Source organism: Mesorhizobium sp., assembly GCF_004962925.1.
Classification (GTDB): domain Bacteria; phylum Pseudomonadota; class Alphaproteobacteria; order Rhizobiales; family Rhizobiaceae; genus Mesorhizobium.
On record NZ_SUEO01000324.1, the window covers coordinates 1,769 to 4,827 of the forward strand.

General features: G+C 65.5%; 3 protein-coding genes and 1 pseudogene. All 4 read right to left on the bottom strand.

The annotated features are described in order from the left end of the window. A pseudogene (locus E5W87_RS33955) lies at nt 1-841 on the bottom strand (xanthine dehydrogenase family protein subunit M); the annotation flags it as partial. A 3-nt stretch (nt 842-844) separates the two neighbouring features. Continuing rightward, nucleotides 845-1,504: a 2Fe-2S iron-sulfur cluster-binding protein gene (locus E5W87_RS33960; RefSeq protein ID WP_292407854.1), complete on the bottom strand. Its 660-nt coding sequence runs from the start codon at nt 1,502-1,504 to the stop codon at nt 845-847. A gap of 90 nt (nt 1,505-1,594) precedes the next feature. Continuing rightward, nucleotides 1,595-2,479, bottom strand: coding sequence for a helix-turn-helix domain-containing protein (locus E5W87_RS33965; RefSeq protein WP_292407855.1), 885 nt, complete (start codon nt 2,477-2,479; stop codon nt 1,595-1,597). A 167-nt stretch (nt 2,480-2,646) separates the two neighbouring features. Further along, nucleotides 2,647-3,059: nucleotide-binding domain containing protein (locus tag E5W87_RS33970; protein WP_292407858.1), on the bottom strand; the 413-nt coding region annotated here is incomplete at its 5' end.

Genomic DNA, 3,059 nt, shown 5'->3' on the forward strand with positions numbered 1-3,059 from the left:
CTGCGAGCGTGCGCTCCGCCTCCGTCGCGCGCCAGGGCTTCGCGGCCACGCCGCCCATGGCGATCCGAGCGCTTCGGATACGATCGCCGCTCTTCTCGACGATTGCTGCCACCGACACCAGCGCGAAGGCGTAGGAGGCACGGTCGCGCACCTTGCGGTAAACCTGCCGGCCGGGCGGGGGCGGCGGCAGGGTAACTGCGGCGATCATCTCGCCGTGGCCGAGCACGGTTTCGACATGGGGCGCCGCCTCGGGCAATCGATGGAAATCACCGATCGGGATCGTGCGGGTCTCGCCGCCGGCCGATATGGTCTCGATCCTGGCATCGAGCCCGGACATGGCGACCGCCATGTCGGAGGGGTGGACCGCGATGCAGGCTTGGCTCGCGCCGAGTACGGCATGCATGCGGTTGAAGCCCTGAAGCGCCGCGCAGCCCGATCCTTGCTCGCGCTTGTTGCAAGCCATGTTGCGGTCGTAGAAATAGGGGCAGCGGGTGCGCTGCAGGAGATTACCGCTGGTCGAGGCCTTGTTGCGTATCTGGCCGGACGCTCCCGCCAGCAGCGCTTGCGTGAGCATCGGGTAGCGCGACCTCACCCGCGGATCGGCGGCGAGATCGCTGTTGCGGACCTGGGCGCCGACCCGAAGCCCACCTTCCGCCGTCTCCTCGATCCGATCGAGCGGCAACCGGCTGATGTCGACGAGATGTGCTGGGCGCTCGATCTCAAGCTTCATCAGGTCGAGCAGGTTGGTGCCGCCGCTGATGAACTTGGCGTCCGGCCGCGCCGCGACCGCGGCGGCCGCCTGCTCGGCACTTGCCGCACGTTCATAAGTGAAGGATTGCATTGCTCACGCCTCCTCTGCCGCGTCGCGGATTGCAGCGACAATGTTCGGATAAGCGGCACAACGGCAGATGTTGCCGCTCATCCGCTCGCGGATCTCGGCATCGGTGAGTGCGACGGAAGCTGCCGCTACGTCGGCGCTCGCATGGCTCGGCCAGCCGGCCCTGGCCTCGCCCAGCATACCGACCGCGGAGCAGATCTGGCCCGGCGTGCAGTAGCCGCACTGGAAACCATCGCGGGCGACGAAGGCGGCCTGCACCGGATGCAGCCGATCACCCTCGGCAAGGCCCTCGATCGTGGTCATCTCGTCGCCTTCATGCATCGCGGCAAGCGTCAGGCAGGAATTGATCCGGCGCCCATCGACGAGCACCGTGCATGCGCCGCACTGGCCGTGGTCGCAGCCTTTCTTCGAGCCGGTGAGGCCGAGATGGTTGCGCAGAGCGTCGAGCAGCGTCGTCCGCGGGTCGAGCTCGACGGCAAGGACCTTCGCGTTGATCCGCAGGGACATCGGCATCGTCGGTACCGGCGTCGGAGAGGCGACCGACGTGACGGTGTCTGCCGGCTCGGCGCTAACCGGTATACCGGTAGCCAGGAGCACGCCAGTCGCCACCCCGCCCTCCAGCACCGTTCGACGCGTCGGCCCGCTCCTGATGTCTGTTCTGGCCATGCATGATCTCCCAGTCGCAGTTCTGTCACTCATCGACACTGGAGCTGGGGATGCGCGCGGCGGCTTTCTTTCAAGAAATCGGCGGCAATGTCAGAATTCCGGAGAAGAATTCACCCGATAGACCCGAGGCGTCATGCCCCTGAGGCGCCGGAAGGTCGTGGTGAAGTGGCTCTGGCTTGAAAAGCCGAGGCGAAAGGCAATGGTACCGATCGACAAACCCGTTTCGCGCAGCAGTATCTCCGCTCGCCGCACCCGCTCCTCGATCACATAGGCATAGGGCGCAAGGCCGGTCGTCGCCTTGAAGCGCCGCGCAAAACTGTCGACAGCCATGCCCGCGACGGCTGCGAGTTCGCTTAGCGAAATGTCGGAATTCATATGCGCATTGATATGATCCCGTACTCGACCAAGCGCCCGATGGCTGAGACAGCCGTGACGTATAGATGGGTGTTGCTCCCGGTTCAGGTTGGCCACGCGGAGGCTGACGAGGGCGACCAGATGCTCGATATAGGCAGTGTCCGGCTTGTGGCCGAGTGCCATCTCGTCGCGAAGCGAACTCAAGAGCGTGGCGATGACCACGTCTTTCTTGTTCACCAGGATCGGCAGGTCTCTCAGGCGTTCGCATCCAGGGAGCCTGATATCGGGATCGATCCACAAGGCTGAATAGGAGAGGTTTACATCGCGATAGAAGCCGAGACGCTCCGCGCCCGCGGGGACGAAGGTGAGGGCTCCTGGCCGGTCCATCCCGTCGTAGAGGGATCTTGCCTCGTGCCGGATAGATGTGTGGGACGTTCCGCCTTCTTCCGTCAGCACGATCAGATGATGAGGGGCTGTCCAGCGGAGCTCCGCCTCCCGGCACGCCCACCGCCGATTGTCGAAAACGATCGAGGAGCTGACCCATGACGCGGTTTGCAGGGGCTCCGACTTCTCCTCCTGGCTCCGAACCCGTCCGTCACCAAGCAACGGTCTGAATGACATCGCGGCATCCCGCTGGTTCACTCGCGGAGCCGTGGTCAGCCCCGGCTTGAGCGTAGTGCGCCGCCCCGCCGCTACGCATACGGCGGTTTATGTGGGACAGGCATGGTGCGTTGGTAACCGCGCCGTGTTCAAGAAGTCGTGAGATCGGTCAAATCCAGCGCCTTCTGTCAGCCGCCGAGCCCATCGCGGATGGCGCAGAAATAACGATCGGTTCCGACTTGCCCGCCCTTGAGGGCAACCTCCAGTCCATCGACCGCCTTGACGCGCGAGTGGGCGACGCAAAGCGGCGAGCCCGGCGAGGCGGGCAGCGGCATCCTGACCGTCAGCGCATCGACGCCCATCTGGCCGAGCGCATGGCTCGACGTGTCGCCGCCGGCAATGACCACGCGCTGCAATTTCTGCTCGATCGTCAGCTCGCGAAGAAGTTCGCCGAGGCCGCGGCCAAGCTTGTGGCGGGCGCCTTCCTGCCGGTCGATTTCGGCGCCCCGGTCGGCTGCTGGTCCAAGCGCCGTGTAGAGGACGACGCTGCGCCCGGCTTCCAGGCTGGCACGGCCAGCCGCAACCGCGCGCGCGATCGCGT

What these genes read in the sequence shown, in the direction of transcription:
- E5W87_RS33965 (WP_292407855.1), bottom strand. Translation starts at nt 2,479, where the DNA reads ATGTCATTCAGACCGTTGCTTGGTGACGGACGGGTTCGGAGCCAGGAG.
- E5W87_RS33960 (WP_292407854.1), bottom strand. Translation starts at nt 1,504, where the DNA reads ATGGCCAGAACAGACATCAGGAGCGGGCCGACGCGTCGAACGGTGCTG.